Raw genomic sequence first — 22,286 nt, 5'->3', positions numbered from 1 at the left:
AGCTCCTTCAGTCGGCGATCGTCTCGTTCGACGCGCCGATCACGCCGCCGACCAGGATCTTCTGCGTCTGGCCCGACGGGTTCGTGCTCTGCGACAAGGTGCCGGTGACGGTGGCATCGGTGCGCACGTTGGCGGCGCTGCCCTGCACGCTGCCGATGGCGATCGTCTGCTGCGCGCCGCTGCTGTTGGCGCTCTGGTTGATCGCGCCGGACACCACCGCGCGCGTCGTCACGTTGCCGGCGGTGTCCTTGGTGCTGCCGATCGCCAGCCGCTGCGAGCTGCTGCTGGCGCCGGCCGTCAGTGCCTGCGTGATCGGCGCGCTGACGACGGCATCGGTGCTGACGCGGCCGCTCGCCCCTTCGATGCTGCCGACGGCGATGCGCTGCGACGCGTTGCCCGGGCTCGTGCTGGTCTGGCTGATCGCCGCGCTGACCGTGCCGCGCGCCTGCGCGTTCTGCGGGCTGCCGCCGATCACCGCGCCGACGCTGATCTGCTGCTCGGTGCCGGCGCTGGTCTGCTGCGTGATCGTCGACAGCACCTGGCCGCGCGCATCGATCGTGCCGGCCGCGTCGACGTTGGCGACCGAGCCGATGTCGACCGACTGCTGCGCGCCGGCGGTCTGGCTCTGCGCCAGCGCGCCGGCGAGCAGGCCGTCGGTCGCGACGTTCAGCGCCTGCGCGCCGCGCAGCGATCCGACGTCGACGCTTTGTGACCGCACGCCGCCGCCGCTGCCCGAGCTCGGGCTGCTGGATTGACCGACGGTGGCGGTGATGGTGCCGGCGAGCGTCGCCGACTCGACCGTCGCGCCGTCGATGCTGCCGATGCGCAAGGTCTGTGTGGCGCCGCCGCGCTGCGTCTGCGTCAGTGCGGCGGTGGCGAGGCCGTTGGTCGTGATGTTGCCGCCGCTCGACTCGCGGCTGCCGCCGACATCGATGCGCTGCGTGCCGGAGCCGGACACCGAGACGAAGTCGTCGGACGACTGGCTGATGTTCGCCTGCACCGCACCGTTGAGCTGCGCCTGCCCGCGCACGACCAGCGAGCCGGTCGCGCCACCGATGTTGACCTGCTGGTCGAAGCCGCCGCCATCGCTGCGGCGCGACTGGCTGATGTTGCCGACCAGGCTGCCCTGCGTGACGATCGTGCCGCCGAGCTGCGCCGCCTGATCGATGCCGCCGACCGACGCGGTCTGCCGGCCGCTGAACTGCGAAGCGAGGTTGCTTTGCGAGATGTTGCCGCTCACCGTGCCGCGCGTGGTCAGGCTGGTGCCGGCCGGCTCGAGCACGCGCACCGCGCCGTCGCGGCCGATCTGGCGCAGGTTGTTGCCGGCTTCGGGCAGCAGCACGGTGTTCGAGCTGCCGTCGGCGATGCGCGACTGCGCATGCGCCGCAGCGGCGCCGAACAGCAGGGCCAGGGCAAGGGCGACAGGCGTGGACTTCATCGTGCGCTCCGGTTCAAGCACCGGCCGGAGATCGACCGGGTTGAGCGCACCTACGACCCACGGCAGCGCGGCGGACGTGGCGCCGCGCCGCGCGTCAGCGCACTAAGTCACGCCGCGCGCGTCCACCAGTCGCCCTGCAGCGCCTGCTGCAGGAAAGCAATGAAGCTGGTCACCTTCGAGGGCACCAGCTTCGGCGACGGGAACACCGCATGCACCTCCTGGGCCGGCAGCCCGTGGTCGGCGAGTACCTGCTGCACGCTGCTGTCGGCCAGCGATTCACGCGCCACGTACCACGGCAGGATCGCCAGCCCCATGCCGGCGCGCGCGGCGGACAGCACGGCCGAGAGGTTGTTCGAGCGCAGCGGGCCTTTCACCGGCACCGAGCGCTCCTCGCCCGAGGGCAGCGTCAGGCTCCAGCGGTCGTCGCCCTGCACGCTGCTGTAGACCAGGCACGCGTGGCCGGCCAGCGCGTCGGCACCGAGCGGCGCGCCGTGCTCGGCGAGGTAGTGCGGCGCGGCGACCATCAGCCACGGGTTGCTGCCGAGGTAACGCGCGCCGAGCGTCGAATCGGCGAGCCGGCCCATGCGGATCGCCAGGTCCGCGCCCTGTTCGACCAGGTTGACGTAGCGGTCGTCGAAGCTCAGGTCGACCAGCACCTGCGGGTGCGCCCGCATGTAGCGCAGCACCAGCGGCACCAGCACGCGGCGCCCGAACGCCACCGAGGTGCTGATCCGCAGCGTGCCGCCGACCTTGGCCTGCAGCAGCGTTGCCAGGTTGTCGGCCTCGTCGAGCTCGCGCGCGATCAGCTTGCACTTGTCGTAGTACAGCGCGCCGACTTCGGTGGGTGTGACGCCGCGCGTCGAGCGGTGCAAGAGGCGCGCGCCGAGGCGCTGTTCGATCGCGGCGACGGCTTTGGTCGCCGTCGGCTGCGTGATGCCCAACTCGGCCGCGGCCTTGCTGAAGCTGGCTGTCTCGACGACGCGGATGAAGAGCTGCACGCCGGTGATGCGGTCCATGGACGCGCACTGTAGCGGCGCCCATCCACGGGCAGGGCGCTTGTCGCGGGCCGGTGCGCCGAGCCGCGCAGGCCCTGACGCGGGGCGGCCGATCCGGCGGTCAGGCGGCCTGCAGCCGGATCGCGCCTTCGGCGACGTAGCGCTTGAAGTCGGTCAGCGGCATCGCGGCCGAGCCGTGTGTCTCACCGTCGGTCCAGCTGAGTGTCGCGTCATTGTGCGTGGTCTCGACCTCGATCGGACCCGGCCGAATCGGCATCTGCGGGCCCTCGCCTTCGCGGTACTCGACCTTGCCGACGATCTGGGCGGCGTGTGTCATGGGTGTTTCCTCGGCCACTGAACGAGTCGATCGTCGTCGGGTGCGTCGTGCGCAGCGGAAGGACGAAGCCTCGCCACGCAGTAGCCGGTGTCCTACAGCCCGGGACGTGCCAGCGTAGGTCATCCCCTACGGCCATGCGCGACAGGGTCCGACCAGGGGTGGGGCCCGAGTTTCCTAAGCTGGGTTGTCCCTCGTGTCCCCGAAAGGAAACGACATGCTGTTCCGAAAGACCACCCTAGCAACGCTCATCATCGCCGGTAGCGCGTTCGGCCTGAGCCCGATCGCCGTGCAGGCCGCGGCACCGGTTGCATTCACCAGCAGCCACCCGTTCGCGCTGTACATCCGCGACATCGACGTCGACCAGGTACAACGCGTGCGGCCGGGCGCCGAGCTGGACTTCAGCGTCCGAGGCACGCCGGATTCGCAGGTCACGCTGCAGATCGACGGTGGCGCCCGCGCGATCTCGCTGCACGAAGCGAGCCCGGGCATCTATGAAGGCACCTATACGGTGAGCCGCAGCGATCGCATCGGGCCGAACTCACGCGTCAGCGTGACGATGCGCCGCGGCGACCAGGTGGCGAGCGCGCAACTGGCGCAAGGCCTGCAACAGGGCTGGCCGGCGCCTTCGGTCGCGGTGATCACGGGTCCCGAGATCACGCATCTGAACGTCGCCGATGAAGGCTTCCGCCGCGGTGGCCAGATGCTGCGCTTCACGCTGCAGGGCACGCCGGGCGGCCGCGCATCGGTGCAGCTGGAAGGCAGCGATCCGCAGACCTTGATCCTGGACGAGGTGCGGCCGGGTCAATACACCGCGATCTACACGCTGCGTCGCCACACGGTGCTGAACACCGACCGGCCGCTGATCGCGCAACTGCGACACGGCCAGCGCGTGGCCACCAGCACGCTGAGCAACGCCTATGCGGGTCTGGACCTGCGCAGCCGCTTCGCCGCCTGCGGTGTCGACTGCGGTGTCGTCGAATCGGTGAGCCGACTCGAACGCGGTCCGTGGCGCGAGCCGCAATTCGAGGTCGTCGTGCGCACGAACGAAGGTTCGCGCCGGGTCGTGACCTACAACGACTCGCCGCCGGTGCGCGTGGGTGATGCGGTCCGCTTCGCGGGTGACGGCCTGGAGCTGCGCGGCCGCGGTTAAGCGTTCTCGCCCCATCCCCTGGCTTCGATGAAGCGTGGCGGCCGTGCCTTCGGGTACGGCCGCTTTTTCGTTCTCGTTCATTCCACAGCGGAATAGCGCTTATCGCCGGACTGGCATTCCCAGCCGGAGCGCGCGCGCCGACCATCGCTGCCGACGACACAAAGGAGTGCGCGATGGCAAGGATGAAGGCCGCGATGGCCGCGGTGCTGGTGATGGAGAAGGAAGGCGTGACGCAGGCCTTCGGCGTGCCGGGCGCGGCAATCAATCCGCTGTACGCGCAATTGCGTGAGCGCGAGACGATTGCCCATGTGCTGGCGCGCCACGTCGAGGGCGCCTCGCACATGGCCGAGGGCTACACGCGCGCCCGCGCCGGCAACATCGGCGTGTGCATCGGCACCTCGGGGCCGGCGGGCACCGACATGATCACCGGGCTCTATTCGGCGCAGGCCGACTCGATTCCGATCCTGTGCATCACCGGCCAGGCACCGCGCGCGCGGCTGCACAAGGAAGACTTCCAGGCCGTCGACATCGCGTCGATCGCCAAGCCGGTGACCAAGTGGGCGACCACCGTGCTCGAGCCGGCGCAGGTGCCGCGCGCCTTCCAGCAGGCCTTTCACCTGATGCGCTCGGGCCGGCCCGGCCCGGTGTTGATCGACCTGCCGTTCGACGTGCAGATGGCCGAGATCGAGTTCGACATCGAGACCTACGAGCCGCTGCCGGTCTACAAGCCCGCCGCCTCGCGCAAGCAGGCCGAGCGCGCGATCGAGATGCTGAACAGCGCCGAGCGGCCGCTGATCGTCGCCGGCGGCGGCATCGTCAATGCCGATGCGTCCGACCTGCTGGTTCAATTCGCCGAGCTGACCGGCATCCCGGTGATTCCGACCCTGATGGGCTGGGGCACGATTGCCGACGACCATCCGCTGATGGCCGGCATGGTCGGGCTGCAGACCTCGCACCGCTACGGCAATGCCACGATGCTGGCCAGCGATTTCGTGATCGGCATCGGCAACCGCTGGGCCAATCGCCACACCGGCTCGCCCGAGGTGTATTGCAAGGGCCGGCGCTTCATCCACGTCGACATCGAGCCGACGCAGATCGGCCGCGTCTTCGCGCCCGATTACGGCATCGTCTCGGACGCCAAGGCGGCGCTGGAGCAACTGATCGCCGTCGCGCGTGACTGGAAGGCAGCGGGCAAGCTGCGCGACCGCTCTGCATGGGCCGGTGAGTGCCAGGGCCGCAAGCGCTCGATCGCCTATCTGCGCAAGACCAACTTCGACGACGTGCCGATGAAGCCGCAGCGCGTCTACCAATGCATGAACCGCGCCTTCGGCGAGGACGTCTGCTACGTCTCGACGATCGGGCTGTCGCAGATCGCCGGCGCGCAATTCCTGCACGTCTACAAGCCGCGCCACTGGATCAACTGCGGCCAGGCCGGGCCACTGGGCTGGACAGTGCCGGCGGCGCTGGGCGTGCGCGCGGCCGATCCGTCGCGCAAGATCGTTGCGCTGTCGGGCGACTACGACTTCCAGTTCATGCTGGAAGAGCTGGCGGTGGGCGCGCAGTTCAAGCTGCCGTACATCCACGTCGTCGTCAACAACAGCTACCTCGGGCTGATCCGCCAGGCGCAGCGCGGCTTCGCGATGGACTATTGCGTGCAGCTGGCGTTCGACAACATCAATTCGCCGGAAGACGGCGCCGCGCGCAGCTACGGCGTCGACCATGTCAAGGTCGTCGAGGGCCTCGGCTGCAAGGCGATCCGCGTGTTGAGCGCCGACCAGATCGCGCCGGCGATCAAGCAGGCCGAGGCCTGGATGGCCGAGCACCAGGTGCCGGTGGTGATCGAGGTGATGCTCGAGCGGGTGACGAACATCGCGATGGGCACCGAGATCGACAATGTGGTCGAGTTCGAGGAACTGGCCACTGACAAGGCCGACGTGCCCACCGCCGTTGCGCTGCTGGATTGAATTGCAGAGGAAGAACGCATGCCGAAATTCGCCGCCAACCTGACGATGCTCTTCAATGAGGTGCCGTTCCTCGATCGTTTCGAAGCCGCCACGCGCGCCGGTTTCGAGGCGGTGGAGTTCCTGTTCCCGTACGCCTGGCCGGCCGATCAGATCAAGGAGCGGCTCGAGCGCCACCGCCTGACGCTTGTTCTGCACAACCTGCCGCCCGGCGACTGGGAAGCGGGTGAGCGCGGCATCGCCTGCCACCCCGACCGCATTGCCGAGTTCCGCGCCGGCGTCGGCCGCGGCATCGCCTATGCGCAGGCGCTCGGCGTCGGGCAGTTGAACTGCCTGGCCGGCAAGACGCCGGCGGGTGTCGACTCCGGCCTGGTGCGCCGCACGCTGGTCGACAACCTGCGCTTCGCCGCGGCAGCGTTCAAGTCCGCGGGCTTGAAGCTGCTGATCGAGCCGATCAACTTCTACGACATCCCCGGCTTCTACCTGAACCGCACGCAGCAGGCGCTCGACCTGCTCGACGAGGTCGGTGCCGACAACGCCTTTGTGCAGTACGACCTGTACCACGCGCAGCGCATGGAAGGCGAGCTGGCCGCGACGCTGGAGAAACACCTGCCGCGCATCGCCCACATCCAGCTCGCCGACAACCCAGGCCGCCACGAACCCGGCACCGGCGAGATCAACTACGCCTTCCTGTTCCGCCACCTCGACCGCATCGGCTATGCCGGCTGGATCGGCTGCGAATACAAGCCCGCGACCACCACCGAGGCCGGCCTGCAGTGGCGCCAGCAACTGGTGCGGTGACGTGCATTTCAGACACTAGGAATTCGATCGCCATGACCTCACAACCGCTCAAGCTCGGTTTCATCGGCCTCGGCATCATGGGCGCGCCGATGTGCGGCCACCTGATCGCCGCCGGCCACACGCTGTTCGTGCACACCCGCGGCAAGCTGCCGCCGGCCATCGGCGACAGCCGCGCCACCGTCTGCACCAGTGCGCGCGGCGTCGCCGAGCGCGCCGACATCGTCTTCCTGATGCTGCCCGACACGCCGGACGTCGAAGCGGTGCTGTTCGCCGAGCAAGGCGTCGCTGCCGGTCTGCAAGGAATGGGTAGCGGCCCTGCGGGCCGCGAAGGCAAGGTCGTCGTCGACATGAGTTCGATCTCGCCGATCGCCACCAAGCGCTTTGCCGAACGCATCGCCGGGACCGGCGCCGCCTACCTCGATGCGCCGGTGTCCGGCGGCGAAGTCGGCGCGAAGAACGCGACGCTGTCGATCATGGTGGGCGGCGACGAGGCGGTGTTCGAGCGCGTCAAGCCGCTGTTCGAGCGGATGGGCAAGAACATCACCCGCGTCGGCGCGGTCGGCGACGGCCAGACCGCGAAGGTCGCGAACCAGATCATCGTCGCGCTGAACATCGAGGCGGTGGCCGAGGCGCTGGTCTTCGCCGCCAAGGCCGGCGCCGATCCGGCCAAGGTGCGCCAGGCGCTGATGGGCGGCTTCGCGTCGTCGCGGATCCTGGAAGTGCACGGCGAGCGCATGATCAAGCGGACCTTCGAGCCGGGTTTTCGCATCGAGCTGCACCAGAAGGACCTGAACCTGGCGCTGGACAGCGCGCGTGCGCTTGGCGTCGCGCTGCCCAACACCGCGACGGCGCAAGCGCTCTTCAATGCCTGCAGCGCGCACGGCGGCCGGGGCTGGGACCACTCGGCGATGGTCAAGGCGTTGGAGAATCTGGCGAACCACCCCATCGGAACGCCACCATGACCCCTCCCCGCGCGCTGCTGCGCCAGATGTTCGATGCCGCCGTCGCCTCGGCGCAGCCCGCGCTGTGCGTGCCGCCGCACCTGCCGTCACCCGACGCGCTGAACGGCGGCCGGTTGATCGTCATCGGCGCCGGCAAGGCCTCGGCGGCGATGGCGCGCGCGGTGGAAGACCATTGGACCGGGCCGCCGGATTCGTTGCAGGGCCTGGTGGTCACGCGCTATGGCTACGGCGCGGCCTGCGAGCGGATTGAAATCGTCGAAGCCGCGCATCCGGTGCCCGACCGGGCGGGCTTCGCGGCCGCCGAGCGGCTGCTGGCCTATGTGGCGGGCCTGCGCGAGAACGACTTCGTGCTGGCGCTGATCTCCGGCGGCGGCTCGGCGCTGCTGCCGCTGCCGGCGCCGGGGCTGACCTTTGAGCACAAGCAGGCGCTGAATGCCGCGCTGCTGCGCTCGGGCGCGACGATCGCCGAAATGAACTGCGTGCGCCGGCACCTGTCGGCGATCAAGGGCGGGCGGCTAGCAGCAGCGTGCCCGGCACGGATGCTGACGTTGGTGCTTTCCGACGTGCCCGGCGACGACCCGGTCGACATCGCCTCCGGCCCGACGGTGGCCGATCCGACCACTTGCGCCGATGCGCTCGACATCCTGCGCCGCCACGCGATCGAGGTACCGGCGGAAGTGCGCGCGCTGCTCGAATCGGGCCGCGGCGAGACGGTCAAGCCGGGTGACCAGCGGCTCGCGCGCAACGAGGTGCGGGTGATCGCGGCGCCGCAGCAGGCGCTCGAGGCGGCCGCCGTGGTCGCTCAGAATGCGGGTTATGCGCCGCTGATCCTCGGCGATGCGATCGAGGGCGAGGCGCGTGAGGTCGGCACCGTGCTGGCCGGCATCGCGCGTCAGGCGGCTCTGCACGGCCAGCCGATCGCGCCGCCCTGCGTGATCCTGTCCGGCGGCGAGACCACGGTGACGGTGCGCGGCACGGGCCGCGGCGGCCGCAACGTCGAATGCCTGCTGGCTTGCGCCGTCGCGCTCGCCGGTCAGCCGCGCGTGCATGCGCTGATGGGCGATACCGACGGCGTCGACGGCATCGAGGAGACCGCCGGCGCGCTGATCGGGCCGGACACGCTGGAACGCGGCCGCGCGCTCGGCCTGAAGGCGCGCGACGCGCTGGCGAACAACGACGGGCACGGTTTCTTCGGCGCCTTGGGCGACGCGGTGGTCACCGGGCCGACGCGCACCAACGTCAACGACTTCCGGGCGATCCTGATCGAGCGGTAGATCGGGCGCCGGCGGCGGTGCATCGCCGCCGACACACCGCGCCACCGCGCCGTGTGTACTTCTCGTGACAGCGCGCGACGGGCGCACCGGGCGTCACGCCGCTGCGCTCGGCCTGGCACGCCGGCTGCTATCGGGGCCTCCCACGCGGACTTTCCTGCCGCGGCCGAGGAGCTTCGATGTCGAGTTCAGCATCACGCCTGCGCCAGCTGCGCGCGGTTTTCCTGGCATTGGCCGGCCTCGTGGCGGCCGTCGTCGCCACGGCGACGCTGGCGCCAGGCTGGCGCGCGCCCGAGGCCGTGCGCATCGGCGTCGCGCAGCCGCTGTCGGGCGAGTTGGGCGCTCAGGGCGCCGACATGCTCAACGGCGTCACGCTGGCGATCGAGGAGATCAATGCCGCGGGCGGGGTGCGGATCGGTGGCCGCGAGGTGAAGCTCGAGGTGGTCAGCGTCGACGACAAGGCCGATCCCGTCGTGGGCAAGGCGGCTGCGGCGCAGCTCGTCGCGGCCGACGTGCTGGTGGCCATTGCCGATCTGAATTCGGGCGTCAGCATCGCCGCGGCGCCGACCTATGCCGCGGCCGGCATTCCGCAGCTGGCGATCTCGACCAAGCCGCTGTACACGCGGCTGAAGCTGCCGACCACGCTGCGGCTGGTCGCCAACGACGATCTGCAGTCGCGCGCGATCGGCGAATACGCGCGCCAGCTCGCCGGCGCCAAGGCCTATGCGGTGCTCGACGACGGCACCCCTTACGGCAAAGGCCTGGCCGACGACGTCGTGCGGCTCTTCACCGAGCACCGGGCGACGCTGGCCGTGCGCCGCACCGCGGACAACAAGACCAACGATTTCGAGTCCTTCGTCGCCGAGGTGCGGCGCACGCAGGCCGACGTGATCGTCGCGATGGTCAGCGATTTCCAGGCCGAGGCGCTGATCCGGCAGCTGGTCTCCGCGGGCCTGAGCCATGTGCGCCTGCTCGGCAGCGATACGCTCAAGACCGACAAGCTGCTGCAGGCCGGCCGTGCGCTGCGCGCGGTCTACGTGACCTCGCCGATCCTCGAGGTGCAGGAGCTGCCCGCCGGCAAGGCCTTCCTCGAGAAGTTCCGCGCGCGCTTCCGCGGCGCGCCGGTCTACGGCGCGCACTACGCCTACGACGCGGTCTACCTGGTCGCCGATGCGCTGGCCCGCAATGGCTCGGTCGACAAGGCGGCGCTGCTGAACCGGCTGAAGAGCTTCGACGGCCATGCGCCGGTGACCGGCTCGATGCGCTTCGGCGCCGACGGCGAGCAGCGCTACGGCGCGGTCTCGGTCTACCAGCTCAGCGCCGGGCGCTGGCTGCCGGTGATGCGATCCGACCGCTGGTGAGCCCGCGCATCGCCGGCGTGAACGTCAGGCCGATGCTCATCCACACCGCGACGCTGAAGTACAGCGACATCCACGTGACCTCGCCCTTCCAATCGTCCCACGCGTGTGAGACGACCCAGCGCGAGGACACGTCGGTCCAGCCCTGCGCGAGGCTGAAGTAGGGGCGACCGGCGGCCTCGTCGGCGACCCAGCGCGCCCAGTACATCGGCACGTCGATCGTGAACATGTAGGCCACGTAGCCGACGCCGGCGACCGCGCAGGCGGCGAACAGCGGCCGCAGCGTGCGTGCCGAGCGCGGGGTGATGGCACACAGGCTGGCGACCAGCAGCAGCACGCTGCTGCCCCACAGCGCCTCCTCGATCACGTGGCCGAGGTTGTTGGTCGTCAACACCGCGCTCCATGAGCACAGCTCGGCCAGCGCGATCATCGGCACGATGGCCAGCGCGACCGCGCGGGCGAAGCGGCTCGCCGCGGCCTCGGCCGCGCCGTGCAGCAGCAGCGCCCACTGCGCGGCGAAACACAGCTCGGCGAGCGTGGCCACGCTGCGGCCGACCAGCACGCTCGACCACCACGAGTCGACCAGGACCTGGCGCTGCACGTCGAACACCGGCAGCACCGAGCGGTAGGCACAGCCGGCGACGTAGCCGGCGGCGAGCAGCAGCAACAGCCGGCGCATCGGCCAGTCGCCCAGCGCGGCCTGGCGGCGCTTCAGCACGGCCGCCGACGCCACCCAGGCCAGCACGTTCAGCGCGCTGACGACGCACAAGGTGATCCACCAGCGGTGGGTCTCGGTGCTGAGCAGATCGGCTTCCATCGTTGCGGCAAAAACGGTGCAAACGGTTTATACGCTTGTGGACGGCGCCGCCGGCCGAAGACCCCAGCCGCGGCAAAGGCTTGGAGCGCCGCGCGCGGCTGGGGGCGCTATGCAAAGCGCGTGAAGAAGGCGAACATCACGGCGGACTGAACCCGCGGGAGCTTTGACCATGGCCGACCTCTTCGACAACCCGATGGGGCTGATGGGATTCGAGTTCGTCGAGTTCGCATCGCCCACGCCGAACGTGCTGGAGCCGGTGTTCGAGCAGCTGGGCTTCACGCCGGTGGCGCGCCACCGCTCGAAGGACGTGGTGCTGTACCGCCAGGGCGGCATCAACTTCATCATCAACCGCGAGCCGCACAGCGCGGCCGCCTACTTTGCCGCCGAGCATGGGCCCTCGGCCTGCGGCCTGGCGTTCCGCGTCAAGGACTCGCACAAGGCCTATGCCCGCGCGCTGGAGCTCGGCGCCCAGCCGATCGAGATCCCCACCGGGCCGATGGAGCTGCGCCTGCCGGCGATCAAGGGCATCGGCGGCGCGCCGCTGTACCTGATCGACCGCTTCGAGGAAGGGAAATCCATCTACGACATCGATTTCGAATGGCTCCCGGGCGCCGACCGCCATCCGGCCGGCCATGGCCTGAAGATCGTCGACCACCTGACGCACAACGTCTACCGCGGCCGCATGTCGTACTGGTCGGCGTTCTACGAGAAGCTGTTCAGCTTCCGCGAGATCCGCTATTTCGACATCCAGGGCGAGTACACCGGCCTGACCTCGAAGGCGATGACCGCGCCCGACGGCCGCATCCGCATCCCGCTGAACGAGGAGTCGAAGAAGGGCTCGGGCCAGATCGAGGAATTCCTGATGCAATTCAACGGCGAGGGCATCCAGCACATCGCGCTGCTGACCGACGACCTGCCGTCGACGATCGACCGGCTCGCGCTCGCCGGCGTGCCGCTGATGACGGCGCCGAACGAGGTCTATTACGAGATGCTCGAAGAGCGCCTGCCGGGCCATGGCCAGCCGATCGAGGAATTGAGGGCGCGCGGCATCCTGCTCGACGGCAGCACGGCCGACGGCAAGCGCCGCCTGCTGCTGCAGATCTTCTCGCAGACGATGCTCGGACCGGTGTTCTTCGAATTCATCCAGCGCAAGGGCGACGAAGGCTTCGGCGAAGGCAATTTCAAGGCGCTGTTCGAATCGATCGAGCGCGACCAGGTGCGCCGCGGCGTGCTGGGCACGGCCTGACCGGCGCGCGGGCGCGGCAACGCGTTTTATGCTCGGGCCATGCCCGAGCCGACCGACGCCCGCTTCAGCACCGCCGACGACACCCAGACCTTCGCTGCGCTGCGCCCGCGGCTGTTCGGCATCGCCTACCGCATGCTCGGCATGCGCGCCGATGCCGAGGACATCGTCCAGGATGCCTGGCTGCGCTGGCACCAGCACGCCGACCGCGGCGCGCTGCAATCGGCCGAGGCCTGGCTGGTGACCGTCGTCACGCGGCTGGCGATCGACCGGCTGCGCGCGGCGAAGACCGAACGCGAGGCCTACATCGGCTTCTGGCTGCCCGAGCCGCTGGTCGCGCTCGACGAGCGCTCGCCCGAGGTGCTGGCCGAGCAGGCCGGCGAGCTGTCGGTCGCGCTGCTGTGGGTGCTGGAGCGCCTGGCGCCGGAGGAACGCGCGGCCTACCTGTGGCGCGAGGTCTTCGACCACGATTACGGCGACATCGCCGCGCTGCTCGGCAAGAGTGAGGCCGCGTGCCGGCAGCTGGTGCACCGCGCCAGCGAGCGCGTGCAGCAGGACAAGCCGCGCTTCGACGTGCCGCCGGCCGCGCACCGCCGCATCGTCGAGCAGTTCATTGCTGCCGCGCGCAGCGGCGAACGTGATGCGATGAAGGCGCTGCTGGCCGACGACGTGGCGCTGGTCGGCGACGGCGGCGGCAAGGTGCCGTCCTTCGGCGAGATCCTGCGCGGCGGCGAGCGCATCACCAACCTGTACTGGGCGCTATCGAAGCGGCTCGGCACGCAGATTCACTACCGCTTCGCGCTGGTCAACGGCGAGCCCGGCCTGCTGCGCTACGTCGACGGCCAGCTCGAATCGGCGCAGGCGCTGGTCACCGACGGCGAGCGCATCGTCGCGATCTACGCGGTGCGCAACCCGGACAAGCTGGCGGGCGTCGCGGCCGCCCTGTAGGTTTTTTGCGCGACCTGTCACAAGCGGCCCCGGCCGCGCGTCTTGCAGTACAGGAGCGGCCGCATGGGGCGGCTGCCCGAATCCCAGCCCTCACGGACCACCATGACCCATACCGCCCGCCTCAACTACTACAAGCTCGCCCCGAAAACCGCCAAGGCCCTGTACGAGCTGTCCAACAGCCTGCGCCGCGACCTGCTCGGCGAGCGCCTGGTCGAACTGGTGCTGCTGCGCCTGTCGCAGATCAACGGCTGCGCCTATTGCATCGACATGCACTGGCGCGACCTGATCAAGATGGACGTGAACCCGCGGCACCTGAACGCCGTCGCCGGCTGGCGCGAAGCGCCGTTCTTCACCGCGCGTGAGCGTGCCGCGCTGCGCTGGGCCGAGATCTGCAATGCGCTGCCGGCCGGCGACGCGAGCGACGCCGAATTCGCCGCGCTGCAGGAGCACTTCAGCGACCAGGAGATCGCCGAGCTCGGCTTCGTGATCGTGACGATCAAGGCCTGGAACCTGCTGAACGCGAGCTTCCGCAATCCGCTGCCGGAGGCGGTGTAGGGTCCGGCCGGCGCAGCACGACGAGTGTTGCTGGGTCTACCGCATCTGGGGTTGAGGCAGCGGGACAACCAGCAGCAACACCGACAGCACCAGCGCCACCGGCAGCGGCGACTTCGGAAACGCCGCGACGCCGATCGCCGAACAGACCAGCAGGTAGACACCGATCAGGCGCAGCAGCCCCGGCTGACCGTGCGACACGGCATGCAGCGCGACCTGGCCGGCCAGCATCAGCTGCGGTCCGGCCATCAGGAACCAGAAGGCCGTGCGGCGCGATTCATGCGCCGAGAACTGGCCGACGAAGCCGTCCGCGAGCGCGCCGAGCAACGGCTCCTTGAAGCGAAGCACACCGAAGACGACGTGTGCGATGCCGAGTGCGAACAGCGACCAGGCGAGGGTGAGGGCCATGCGGGACTCCAGGAGGATGCGCCGCACTGTGCAGGCCGCCGCGCGCGGCGTATTGAATGGTTCCGACACGGGCCGCGCCGTATAGTCCCTCGCATGTCCGACGACACGTCCGGGAGTGCCTTCGCCGGCCCGTCGCCGGCACCGCGGCGCTTGCTGCAATACGAGCTGTTGCGCCAGGTCGGCAGCGGCGCGATGGGTGTGGTGCACCAGGCGCGCGATGTCGATCTCGACCGGCTGGTGGCGATCAAGCTGCTGCACGGCGTCAGTGCCGCGGATCCGAAACTGGTCGAGCGTTTCCTGCGCGAGGCGCGTTCGGCGGCGCAGCTGATCCATCCGAACGTCGCGCTGGTCTACCAGGTCGGTCGACAGGACGGCCTGACCTTCATCGTGATGGAGTGGCTCGACGGCGGCGACCTCGGCCAGGCGGTGCGCCAGCACGGCGCGCTGCCGTGGCGCGAGGTGGTGATCGCGCTGCGTGATGCGGCGGCCGGCCTGGCCGCGGCGCATGCGGCCGGTCTGGTGCATCGCGACATCAAGCCCTCGAACCTGATGCGCAACGCGGCAGGGCAGGTCAAGCTGGTCGACTTCGGCCTGGCGCGGCTGCATGCCGCACCGTCGGAGCTGACGCAGGCCGGCAGCATCCTCGGCACGCCCGCCTACCTGTCGCCCGAGCAGTGCATGGGCGATGCGGCAACGCCCTTGTCGGACCTGTATGCGCTCGGCTGCAGCGGTTTTCACCTGCTGACGGGCCAGGCGCCGTTCGCCGCGCCGCACATGGCGGGGGTGCTGTACGGCCACCTGAACAAGCCGCTGCCCGATCCGCGCCATTTCGCGCCCGACGCACCCGAGGCGCTGGTCGCGCTGCTGCAGCGGGCCTGCGCGAAGGACCCGGCCGATCGCCCCGCAAATGCCGCCGCATTGCTGCACGACCTGCAGGCGCTGCTCGACGGTGGCGCGCGCACCGGCGTCGCGGTGAATGGCGAGGCCGCGGCGCCGCCCGCACGCGTGGCCGGCAACCTCGCGCTCGATCCGACTTCCTTCATCGGCCGCGAAGCCGAGACCGCCGCGGTCGGCGAGCTGCTGCAGCGCGCGCGCCTGGTCACGCTGACGGGCCCTGGCGGCACCGGCAAGACACGGCTGTCGCTGCACGTCGCGCGCCGCTCGGCGGCGGGCTTCGCCGACGGCGTCTGGCTGGTCGAGCTGGCAGCGCTGGCCGCCGATGCGGCCGGCGGCGAAGCAGCGGTGCTCGATGCGCTGGCGGCAGCGCTGGGCGTGCGCGATGAAGGCGGCGCGGCCATCGCCGACCGGCTGATCGAGCACCTGCGCCCCCGAGAAGCGCTGCTGCTGCTCGACAACTGCGAGCACCTGATCGATGCCGCCGCCGCGGTCGCGCGGCGCATCGTCAGCGGCTGCGAGCGGGTGCGCCTGCTGGCCACCAGCCGGCAGGCGCTCGGCGTGCCGGGCGAACAGACCTTCGGCGTACCGCCGCTGGCCACCGGCGACGAGGGCGCCAGCCCGGCCGAGCTGGCGCAGGTCGACGCGCTGCGCCTGTTCACCGAGCGTGCCGCGGTCGCCCGGCCCGGCTTCGTGCTCAACGCAGACAACGCTGCCGCGGTCGCGCAGGTCTGCCGGCGGCTCGACGGCATTCCGCTGGCGATCGAGCTCGCCGCGGCCCGCATCAAGGTGCTGACGCCGCAGCAGATCGCCGCGCGGCTGGCCGATGTCTTCAAGCTGCTGACCGGCGGCCAGCGCACGCTGCTGCCGCGCCAGCAGACGCTGCGCGCATTGATCGACTGGAGCTGGGAGCTGCTCGACGATGGCGAGCGGCGTCTCTTCGCGCGGCTGGCGATCTTCGCCGGCGACTTCTCGCTCGAAGCGGCCGAAGGCGTGCTGCCGGACGACCCCGGGGCCGCGCTCGACGTGCTCGACGGCCTGGCCGGCCTGGTCGACAAGTCGCTGCTGGTGGCGATCGAGCGTGGCGGCGAGATGCGCTACCGGCTGCTCGAGACGATGCGCCAGTACGCGGCCGAGAAGCTCGATGGCTTCGGCGAGACGGCGCAGCTGCAGCGCCGGCATGCCGACTTCTACCTCGGGATGTACGCGGTGATCATCGATCAGCTGCACGGCGACGGTCATGCGCAGGCCGAAACGCGGCTGCAGCTCGAACACGACAACGCGCGCGCTGCGCTCGATGCGGCGATCCAGCGGCGCTGGTTTGACATCGGCCTGCCCGGCGCGAAGGCGCTGGCCGACTACTGGTTCGCGCACGGCCTGCTCGCCGACGGCGTGGCGCGGCTGGAACGCCTGGTCGCGCAGGACCCGCCCGACGGCGCCGCGCTCGCCGAACTGCTGCAGCCGGCCGGGCGCATCGCCATGTTCCTCGGTCGCCATGCGCTCGCCCGCACCTGGTTCGAGCGCGGCCTCCCGCTGGCGCACGCGGCGGGCGACCGCGCGCTCGAAGGCCGGCTGCTCGGCGGCCTCGGCTCGGTGGCGGTGCTCAGCGGCGAGCTGCCGGCCGCACGCCAGCGTTTCGCCGAGGCGCTCGAGGTCTGCACCGAGCTCGGCGACCTGGCCGGCCGCGCGAAGGCGCACAACAACCTCGGCATGGTGCTCAACGACATGGGTGACATCGCCGGCGCGCGCCAGCACCTGGTCGCGGCGCTCGATTTCCACCGCGCCTCGAAGCGGCCGGTCGACCTCGCCAATGGGCTGCTGAGCCTGGCCGAGCTGGAGCAAAGGCACGGCGAGGGCGCGCAGGCGCAGGCCTTGTTCGAGTCGTCGCTGAACATCTTCTCGTCGCTGGGCGACCACTGGTCGGCCGCCTACGCCCGCGATGGCCTTGGCCGCTGCGCGCTGGCCAGTGGCGACCTGGGCCAGGCGCGCCGGCACTTCGAGCAAGCGCTGACCGTGCTGCGCCAGGCCGGCGACAAGGGCGCGATCGCCGACCAGCTCGACCACCTGGCGCACGTGGCACTGCAGGAAGGCCAGCGCGACAGCGCCATGCGCCACGCCGACGAGAGCCTCGCGCTGCGGCTGGAGCTGAACAACCCGGCGGCGCTGGCCGCATCGTTGCAGACGCAGGCCGCGCTGCATGCGCACGCAGCGCCCGAGCGCAGCGCACGGCTGCTCGGCGCGATGGATGCGCTGCAGCAGGCGGCGCAGGCGGTGCCCTCGGTCGCGCGCGCGCAGCGTTTGCGCGTGCTGTGCGAGCAGCTGGAGCAGCGGCTCGGTGCGCAGGCGCTTGCTCAACTGCGCGCCGCCGGCGCCGGCGAGGACCCGGTGCTGCTGGCGCGCGCCGAGTCGACGTAGAGTGCGGTCCCTTCGTTACTTCTCACCACCACGATGACCCCCGACTCCGTCGCCTTGCGCTGCCGCTGCGGCGCCGTTCGTGGACGCGTCGATACGTCGTTGGCAGCACGTCGCCGCGCCGGCCTGCACGTGATCTGCTACTGCGACGATTGCCGCGCCTACCTGCGCGCGATCGAGCGCGACGACCTGCTCGACCGCTTCGGCGGCTCGGCCCTCTGGCAGACCGCGCCGGCGCGCGTGGTGATCGATGCCGGCCGCGAGCGCATCGCCTGCCTGCGCCTGTCGGACAAGGGCATGCTGCGCTGGCACAGCAGCTGCTGCCGCACGCCGATCGGCAATACGCTCGCCGGCGCCGGCTGGCCCTTCGTCGGCATGCTGCGCGCCTGCCTCGACATCGATGCAGGGCAGGCCGACGCGGCGTTCGGCCCGGCCACGCACGTGAACGGCCGCCGGGCGCTCGGCGACGTGTCGGCGTTCGCGGAGCCGACGGCGTCGCTGCGCACGATCGCTCGCACGGCCGCCTTCCTGCTGCGCTCGCGCCTGGCCGGCAGGCAGTCGCCGACGCCGTTCTTCGACGCGGCTGGCCGCCCGGTCGTGACGCCGCGGGTGTTGAGCACCGCCGAGCGCGATGCGCTGCGTGCGCGCGACCGTGTCCGCGCTTGAGCTGGATCGGAGACTCCTGACATGCACCAGCCCGACCTGCCGTTCAGCCCCGCCGCCGAGCGCAACCGGCAACCGATCCTCGACGTCCTGCGCCGCGTGCTGCCGCCGGCGGCGACGGTGCTCGAGGTGGCCTGCGGCACCGGCCAGCACGCTGCGCACTTCGCGGCCGCTCACCCCGCGTGGCAGTGGCAGCCGACCGACGCCGACGCGGCCGCGCTGCCAGCCATCGCCGCGCGCTGTGCAGCGCTGGCCAACGTGGCCGCGCCCCTGCACCTGGACGTGCTGGCCCAGCCCTGGCCGTCGTCGCTGCAAGGCTTCGACGCCGTGTACTGCGCGAACATGATTCACATCGCGCCCTGGCCGACCTGCGCGGCGTTGATGCGTGGCGCCGCGCGGGTGCTGACGGCCGGCGGCCGCTTGCTGCTCTACGGCCCCTTCATCGTCGACGGCGAGCCCACCGCCCCGAGCAACCTGGCCTTCGATGCCGATCTGCGCGCGCGCCATCCGGCCTGGGGCCTGCGGCGGCTGGCCGACGTGGTGGCCGAGGCCGGCGCGGCGGGCCTGACCTTCGAGCAGCGCTTCGACATGCCTGCCAACAACCTGATGCTGGTCTTCCTGCGCGTCGACCGGTCCTGATCCGGCCGAGGCGGGATGCGGTGCGCAAGGCTGCTTCAGCCCGGCCTCAGCGTGTCGCGGGCGCCATCGCGGCGCAGGGATCCGGCCGCGGCTGGGGTGGCGTGTGCAGCGCGCGGTCGAAGCGGCCCGCGGTCTCGTCGCCGTGCTCGAGCAGGCCGATCGCCAGGCTGCGCTCGCGCTGCGCCGGTGCCAGCCAGCGCGGCACGCCGGCATCGCTGCGCACGTGGCCGTTGCCGGCCAGCAGCACGGCGCCGCGCGCCGCATGCACCGTCAACTGGCGCGCCATGAACTGGTCGCGCGCGATCTGCGCCGGCGCGAGCCGGCGCGCGCCCGCGGCGTCGAGATGGCCGCAATGGCCGCGGACGATCGCCGCGACCTGCAGGGCCATCAGGTCCTCCGGAACCGCGGCATCGAACCCGTGCGCGGAGAGGCCCTCGGCGATGATGCGCCGCGCATCGCTGCGCGAGACATTGGCGGCGACGATCGGCAATGCATGCGCGAGGGCCAGCGCGAGCACCGGCTCGTAGTGCGGCCAGTGCCAGCCGCCCCGCCCGGCGGCGGAGATCAATGTCGCCGGTGTCGCATGCGGCGCCGCGGCGGCCGCATCGAGCGCGGCCTGCTGCTCGCGATCGAACTGCTCCATCAACAGCGCCGGCCGCGCGCCATTCGTCAGCAGTGCAGCGAGTGCGCGGGCCCGCAGCGCATGCTGCGCGGCGTTGTCGTGCACTTCGCCGAGCAGCAGCAGCGGCGGCGCGCCGCGCAGGTCGAGGTCGGCCGGCGGTGCGATTGCACAGCCGGCAGCCCATGACCACAGCGTGGCGAGCGCGCCGCGGCGGATCAACGACTCAGCCCTTCTTCAACATCTGCGCATGCCCCGCCACGAACTCGCCCCGGCTCAGATAGCCGTCCTTGTCGGTGTCCATCGCCACGAACATCGAGCGCGATCCGCCGGCATGCTCGGCGGCGCTCAGCACGCCGTCGCCGTCGGTGTCGATGACCTTGATCTTCTCGGCCGCCGACAGGTCCTTCGCCCGCGGCGCGCGGCCGGTCAGGCGCTTGGTGGCCGCCTGCATCTCGGCGGCGGTGATCCGTTGATCGTGGTTGGCGTCCATCGCGGCGAACATCTTCGCGGCCGCCGCGGCGTGCTCGGCCGGTGTCAGGCGGCCGTCGCGGTCGGCGTCCATCGCGGCGAATTCAGCCGGCGCAGCGGTGCGTGCAGCGACGGCCGTGGCGCACAGGCCGGCGAAGACGGCGAACAGCGCCGCGGCCACGGTGCGTAATGTAGGCGTGCGCATAGGACCTCCATGCGGAGTACGTTGCCATTTCAGTCCCGCACGCAGCCCAAGCGGCGTCGGCCCGCTCCGAAGACGACGTAGGAACCGGCCGACAGCGCGCCCCCGTCACAAGGGCTGTATCTGCACCTTGCGGAATCTGATCGTGCCCCGGCCCCACTGCAGCGCGAACGGCCCGCTGGCGAACTTGCTGTCCTCGATGTCGACCGTCTTCTCGCCATTGAGCACCAGCACCAGGCGCTTGCCCTGTGCGCTGATCTCGTAGGTGTTCCACTTGCCGCCCGCCTTCGGCATCGGCGGCGGCACCTTGGCCACCTTGACGATCGCGCCGGTACCGTAGCTCGGGTCCGGCCGCTGGTCGAAGATGTTGGCCTCGTAGCAGTTCTCGTCGTTGATGCGGCCGGGCTCCTGGCAGCGCACGAAGATGCCGCTGTTGGCGTCGTCACTGGACCAGAACTCGACGCGCATGCGGAAGTCCTGGTAGCTGCTCTTCGACACCAGGTAGGCCGCCGTCTGTCCGCCCTGGCTGGCCTGGATCGCGCCGTCGGCGGCGGTCCAGTTGGCTTCGCCCACGCGGTTGAAGTTGTCCAGGCCTTGCGTGCCGTCGACCAGCGTGGTCCAGCCTGCGCCGCCGCCGCCCGTGGCGCAAGCGCTCAAGGTGCCGGCCACGGCGGCCACGGTGCACAACAAGCGCAGGGACGAGGACTTCATCGCTTACTCCTGGGTTGTCGGTGGGAACGGAATGGTTACCACGGCAGGCTGAAGCGCACCGGCAGCCGGATGCGCTCGGCCGAACGCTCCGGCGGCCCGGCCTTCAGCAACGGGCTCGGTGCCGCGCCGGCACTGCCGGCGGCGAAAGTCTGCCCGGTGAACGCCGTCAGCACCAGCGTGTACGACAGCATGCCCGGTGACAGCTCGGCCGCGTAAGCGCGCGCTATCTCCAGCGCGTCGGCATCGGCCGGTGGGTCGCCCGGCTTGTCCGGCTGCAGCGGCTTGAGCTTGCGCTCGGTCAGCGCGGGCTCGGCGGCCACCGGGTTGTAGCGGATGTCGAAGCCGACCCGCCGCTCGGTCGCCGGCGACTTCTGCTTGTAGAACGCGCAGAAGCCGTTCGGCGCCGGCATCACGGCGCCGGTCCAGCCGCTGCCGTCGGCACCCGGCCCCACGCTGTCGGTGTAGTTGATCGTCTCCAGCGGCTTGGCGCCGGCGGGCACCTCGCGGCAGACGCTGTGGTCACGCTCGCAGCCGGCGTGGCCGCAGCCGGGAATGGCCTGCGGCGTGGACTGCGTCAGCAGCGTTCGCGTGGCGTCGACGGCGGTTGCCGTGGCCGCTTCCTTCAGCGTATAGGACAGCGGCTTGCGTGGGAACAGCGCGAGGCTGATCGGATAGCGCACCTGCGCGGTGTTCGATTGCCAGAACTTCCACGAGCCGGCCGGCATCAGCGCGGTCAGCTCCAGCGGCAGGTGGGTCAGCGCACGGTCGGCGAAGTTGTTGGCCAGTGCCGCGGCGGGGATCGTCAGCGTCAGCCGGTCGGGCGGCTGCACCGCGAGCCAGGCCGGCGGTGCGGGTTGGCCGGCGAGGGTCACGGCGTAGCCCTGCGCGCCCGCGGCCGGCAGGTTGGTGGTGATCGTCAGGCGGTAGCTGCCGTCGGTGCGGTAGTACTGCGTCGCGCCGTCGATGCGGCGCAGCACCGGGGTCGCGGCGTCGAAGGGCAGGGCCTTCAGCGCCTTGTCGACGTCGAGCGCCACCGGCGCCTCGATGCGCCCGCGGTCGGCGGCCGGGTCGGGCAGCGCGAGCAGCTGGCGATCGAGCGCGCGCAGCAGCGATTGGCGCTCGGCCGACAGCTTGTCCCAGCGGTCGTCGGCCACGCCGCGCAGCTCGGTGCGCACGTTGGTGATCATCAGCTGCAGCTCGCGCACCGCCTTCGATGCCACCAGCGACGAGCCGCCGGTGGCCTTGGCGTCGAAGAAGGCGCTGCGGGCGGCGAACTGGTCGAGCACGAAGCTGGTCGGAAAGCCCGGCGCGGCGACCGAGAGCGGTGGCGGATCGGCGGCCCAGGCACGGGTCGCCATCATCCCCACCGCCACCATGAGCCCGATGCTCGCTGCGCGCATCGGGCCACTGTAGCGGAAGGATCAGCGCGGCCGG

21 protein-coding genes are annotated in these 22,286 nt (G+C 70.8%); 12 read left to right on the top strand and 9 right to left on the bottom strand.

From position 1 onward, the window contains the following. Positions 1-7: 7 nt before the first annotated feature. From HLB44_RS00985 to HLB44_RS00975, 3 genes are all read right to left on the bottom strand, one after another. Positions 8-1,438 (bottom strand): hypothetical protein, encoded by a 1,431-nt coding sequence (locus HLB44_RS00985; protein WP_173119690.1) that lies wholly within the window; start codon positions 1,436-1,438, stop codon positions 8-10. 107 nt (positions 1,439-1,545) lie between these two features. Beyond that, positions 1,546-2,454 carry a LysR family transcriptional regulator gene (locus HLB44_RS00980; RefSeq protein WP_173119688.1) on the bottom strand — a complete coding sequence of 303 codons (909 nt, stop codon included), beginning with the start codon at positions 2,452-2,454 and terminating at the stop codon, positions 1,546-1,548. A 100-nt stretch (positions 2,455-2,554) separates the two neighbouring features. After that, positions 2,555-2,770: a hypothetical protein gene (locus HLB44_RS00975; protein WP_173119686.1), complete on the bottom strand. Its 216-nt coding sequence runs from the start codon at positions 2,768-2,770 to the stop codon at positions 2,555-2,557. A 214-nt stretch (positions 2,771-2,984) separates the two neighbouring features. Between HLB44_RS00975 and HLB44_RS00970 the strand changes: the two genes are divergently transcribed. The 6 genes from HLB44_RS00970 (at position 2,985) to HLB44_RS00945 (ending at position 10,276) form a co-directional block, all read left to right on the top strand. After that, positions 2,985-3,920, top strand: coding sequence for a hypothetical protein (locus tag HLB44_RS00970; protein ID WP_173119684.1), 936 nt, complete (start codon positions 2,985-2,987; stop codon positions 3,918-3,920). A gap of 173 nt (positions 3,921-4,093) precedes the next feature. Continuing rightward, positions 4,094-5,884, top strand: coding sequence for a glyoxylate carboligase (gcl, locus tag HLB44_RS00965; RefSeq protein WP_173119682.1), 1,791 nt, complete (start codon positions 4,094-4,096; stop codon positions 5,882-5,884). Positions 5,885-5,902: 18 nt separating this feature from the next. Beyond that, positions 5,903-6,682 (top strand): hydroxypyruvate isomerase, encoded by a 780-nt coding sequence (hyi, locus tag HLB44_RS00960; RefSeq protein WP_173119680.1) that lies wholly within the window; start codon positions 5,903-5,905, stop codon positions 6,680-6,682. 32 nt (positions 6,683-6,714) lie between these two features. Continuing rightward, positions 6,715-7,644, top strand: a complete 930-nt coding sequence (locus HLB44_RS00955; RefSeq protein WP_173121249.1) for a 2-hydroxy-3-oxopropionate reductase — start codon at positions 6,715-6,717, stop codon at positions 7,642-7,644. Then, positions 7,641-8,918, top strand: coding sequence for a glycerate kinase type-2 family protein (locus HLB44_RS00950; RefSeq protein ID WP_173119678.1), 1,278 nt, complete (start codon positions 7,641-7,643; stop codon positions 8,916-8,918). The genes HLB44_RS00955 and HLB44_RS00950 overlap by 4 nt, the downstream gene beginning before the upstream one ends. Positions 8,919-9,094: 176 nt before the next feature. Beyond that, positions 9,095-10,276 (top strand): branched-chain amino acid ABC transporter substrate-binding protein, encoded by a 1,182-nt coding sequence (locus HLB44_RS00945; RefSeq protein WP_173119676.1) that lies wholly within the window; start codon positions 9,095-9,097, stop codon positions 10,274-10,276. On the opposite strand, the gene HLB44_RS00940 is transcribed toward HLB44_RS00945, so the two are convergent. Beyond that, positions 10,230-11,090: a hypothetical protein gene (locus HLB44_RS00940; RefSeq protein WP_173119674.1), complete on the bottom strand. Its 861-nt coding sequence runs from the start codon at positions 11,088-11,090 to the stop codon at positions 10,230-10,232. The genes HLB44_RS00945 and HLB44_RS00940 overlap by 47 nt on opposite strands. 169 nt (positions 11,091-11,259) lie before the next feature. Between HLB44_RS00940 and hppD the strand changes: the two genes are divergently transcribed. The 3 genes from hppD (at position 11,260) to HLB44_RS00925 (ending at position 13,836) form a co-directional block, all read left to right on the top strand. Further along, on the top strand, positions 11,260-12,336 hold the full coding sequence (hppD, locus tag HLB44_RS00935; RefSeq protein WP_173119672.1) for a 4-hydroxyphenylpyruvate dioxygenase: 1,077 nt from the start codon (positions 11,260-11,262) through the stop codon (positions 12,334-12,336). A gap of 39 nt (positions 12,337-12,375) precedes the next feature. Further along, positions 12,376-13,281: an RNA polymerase sigma-70 factor gene (locus HLB44_RS00930; protein ID WP_173119670.1), complete on the top strand. Its 906-nt coding sequence runs from the start codon at positions 12,376-12,378 to the stop codon at positions 13,279-13,281. 102 nt (positions 13,282-13,383) lie between these two features. Continuing rightward, positions 13,384-13,836, top strand: coding sequence for a carboxymuconolactone decarboxylase family protein (locus HLB44_RS00925; protein WP_173119668.1), 453 nt, complete (start codon positions 13,384-13,386; stop codon positions 13,834-13,836). Between the two features lie 36 nt (positions 13,837-13,872). On the opposite strand, the gene HLB44_RS00920 is transcribed toward HLB44_RS00925, so the two are convergent. Beyond that, positions 13,873-14,241: a DUF6463 family protein gene (locus tag HLB44_RS00920; protein ID WP_173119666.1), complete on the bottom strand. Its 369-nt coding sequence runs from the start codon at positions 14,239-14,241 to the stop codon at positions 13,873-13,875. Between the two features lie 93 nt (positions 14,242-14,334). Here HLB44_RS00920 and HLB44_RS00915 point away from each other — a divergent pair, with 93 nt between their 5' ends. From HLB44_RS00915 to HLB44_RS00905, 3 genes are read left to right on the top strand one after another with little or no spacing between them, the layout of a single operon-like run. Next, positions 14,335-17,550, top strand: a complete 3,216-nt coding sequence (locus tag HLB44_RS00915; RefSeq protein WP_173119663.1) for a protein kinase domain-containing protein — start codon at positions 14,335-14,337, stop codon at positions 17,548-17,550. A 33-nt stretch (positions 17,551-17,583) separates the two neighbouring features. Beyond that, a complete protein-coding gene (locus HLB44_RS00910) occupies positions 17,584-18,213 on the top strand; it encodes a DUF6151 family protein (RefSeq protein ID WP_173119661.1) in 630 nt (209 codons plus the stop codon). 21 nt (positions 18,214-18,234) lie between these two features. Continuing rightward, the gene (locus HLB44_RS00905; protein ID WP_173119659.1) at positions 18,235-18,849 is read left to right on the top strand and encodes a DUF938 domain-containing protein; all 615 of its coding nucleotides are present in this window, start codon (positions 18,235-18,237) and stop codon (positions 18,847-18,849) included. Positions 18,850-18,895: 46 nt separating this feature from the next. Here the strand turns inward: HLB44_RS00905 and HLB44_RS00900 are convergent, their stop codons facing one another. The 4 genes from HLB44_RS00900 to HLB44_RS00885 all read right to left on the bottom strand — a co-directional run bounded on the left by HLB44_RS00900 (position 18,896) and on the right by HLB44_RS00885 (position 22,252). Further along, complete coding sequence (locus HLB44_RS00900) at positions 18,896-19,690, bottom strand: ChaN family lipoprotein (RefSeq protein ID WP_173119657.1); 795 nt, start codon at positions 19,688-19,690, stop codon at positions 18,896-18,898. Positions 19,691-19,694: 4 nt separating this feature from the next. Continuing rightward, positions 19,695-20,120, bottom strand: coding sequence for an EF-hand domain-containing protein (locus HLB44_RS00895; protein WP_173119655.1), 426 nt, complete (start codon positions 20,118-20,120; stop codon positions 19,695-19,697). A 129-nt stretch (positions 20,121-20,249) separates the two neighbouring features. After that, positions 20,250-20,852: a 3-keto-disaccharide hydrolase gene (locus tag HLB44_RS00890; RefSeq protein WP_173119653.1), complete on the bottom strand. Its 603-nt coding sequence runs from the start codon at positions 20,850-20,852 to the stop codon at positions 20,250-20,252. Positions 20,853-20,887: 35 nt separating this feature from the next. Next, complete coding sequence (locus HLB44_RS00885) at positions 20,888-22,252, bottom strand: hypothetical protein (RefSeq protein ID WP_173119651.1); 1,365 nt, start codon at positions 22,250-22,252, stop codon at positions 20,888-20,890. Positions 22,253-22,286 lie beyond the last annotated feature (34 nt).

It is taken from the genome of Pseudaquabacterium terrae (assembly GCF_013266755.1).
GTDB classification, from domain to species: domain Bacteria; phylum Pseudomonadota; class Gammaproteobacteria; order Burkholderiales; family Burkholderiaceae_C; genus Pseudaquabacterium; species Pseudaquabacterium terrae.
This window is presented reverse-complemented; position numbering and strand designations above follow the sequence as displayed.

Coding starts and splice junctions, on each gene's coding strand:
- HLB44_RS00910 (WP_173119661.1), top strand. CDS start 17,584: ATGACCCCCGACTCCGTCGCCTTGCGCTGCCGCTGCGGCGCCGTTCGT.
- HLB44_RS00940 (WP_173119674.1), bottom strand. CDS start 11,090: ATGGAAGCCGATCTGCTCAGCACCGAGACCCACCGCTGGTGGATCACC.
- HLB44_RS00925 (WP_173119668.1), top strand. CDS start 13,384: ATGACCCATACCGCCCGCCTCAACTACTACAAGCTCGCCCCGAAAACC.
- HLB44_RS00950 (WP_173119678.1), top strand. CDS start 7,641: ATGACCCCTCCCCGCGCGCTGCTGCGCCAGATGTTCGATGCCGCCGTC.
- HLB44_RS00905 (WP_173119659.1), top strand. CDS start 18,235: ATGCACCAGCCCGACCTGCCGTTCAGCCCCGCCGCCGAGCGCAACCGG.
- hppD (WP_173119672.1), top strand. CDS start 11,260: ATGGCCGACCTCTTCGACAACCCGATGGGGCTGATGGGATTCGAGTTC.
- HLB44_RS00980 (WP_173119688.1), bottom strand. CDS start 2,454: ATGGACCGCATCACCGGCGTGCAGCTCTTCATCCGCGTCGTCGAGACA.
- HLB44_RS00975 (WP_173119686.1), bottom strand. CDS start 2,770: ATGACACACGCCGCCCAGATCGTCGGCAAGGTCGAGTACCGCGAAGGC.
- hyi (WP_173119680.1), top strand. CDS start 5,903: ATGCCGAAATTCGCCGCCAACCTGACGATGCTCTTCAATGAGGTGCCG.
- HLB44_RS00970 (WP_173119684.1), top strand. CDS start 2,985: ATGCTGTTCCGAAAGACCACCCTAGCAACGCTCATCATCGCCGGTAGC.
- HLB44_RS00930 (WP_173119670.1), top strand. CDS start 12,376: ATGCCCGAGCCGACCGACGCCCGCTTCAGCACCGCCGACGACACCCAG.
- HLB44_RS00885 (WP_173119651.1), bottom strand. CDS start 22,252: ATGCGCGCAGCGAGCATCGGGCTCATGGTGGCGGTGGGGATGATGGCG.
- HLB44_RS00920 (WP_173119666.1), bottom strand. CDS start 14,241: ATGGCCCTCACCCTCGCCTGGTCGCTGTTCGCACTCGGCATCGCACAC.
- HLB44_RS00945 (WP_173119676.1), top strand. CDS start 9,095: ATGTCGAGTTCAGCATCACGCCTGCGCCAGCTGCGCGCGGTTTTCCTG.
- HLB44_RS00955 (WP_173121249.1), top strand. CDS start 6,715: ATGACCTCACAACCGCTCAAGCTCGGTTTCATCGGCCTCGGCATCATG.
- HLB44_RS00985 (WP_173119690.1), bottom strand. CDS start 1,438: ATGAAGTCCACGCCTGTCGCCCTTGCCCTGGCCCTGCTGTTCGGCGCC.
- gcl (WP_173119682.1), top strand. CDS start 4,094: ATGGCAAGGATGAAGGCCGCGATGGCCGCGGTGCTGGTGATGGAGAAG.
- HLB44_RS00890 (WP_173119653.1), bottom strand. CDS start 20,852: ATGAAGTCCTCGTCCCTGCGCTTGTTGTGCACCGTGGCCGCCGTGGCC.
- HLB44_RS00915 (WP_173119663.1), top strand. CDS start 14,335: ATGTCCGACGACACGTCCGGGAGTGCCTTCGCCGGCCCGTCGCCGGCA.